This window comes from Streptomyces regalis, assembly GCF_001509475.1.
In the GTDB taxonomy this organism is placed as follows: Bacteria; Actinomycetota; Actinomycetes; order Streptomycetales; family Streptomycetaceae; genus Streptomyces; species Streptomyces regalis.
On sequence record NZ_LLZG01000293.1, the window covers coordinates 1 to 310 of the forward strand.

Below are 310 nucleotides of genomic sequence, written 5' to 3' on the forward strand. Positions count from 1 at the left end.
CGGCCTTCTCCAGGAACACCGTGGGATCGCCGAACGCGGGGGCCGCCTCACGGGAGGCCGCCTCGATGCCCTCCCGCAGCTGGGCGGGCTCCTCGACGCGGCGCAGGCCGCGCCCTCCGCCGCCGGCGACCGCCTTGTCGAAGACGGGGAAGCCGACGTCCTAGGCGCCGCGGACGAGCTCGTCGCCATCACTGGCCGGCTCCGAGGAACCCAGCACCGGCAGGCCGGCCGCCCGTGCGGCGGCCTCCGCGGCCGCCTTGGTCCAGGTCAGCCCCAGTCTCTGCGCGCCCGGACCGGCCAACGTGATGCC

Annotated in this window: 1 pseudogene; it reads right to left on the minus strand. The window is 76.8% G+C overall.

What is annotated here, in order from left to right:
- Positions 1-310 (minus strand): annotated as a pseudogene (locus tag ADL12_RS51040) (ATP-binding protein); the annotation flags it as partial.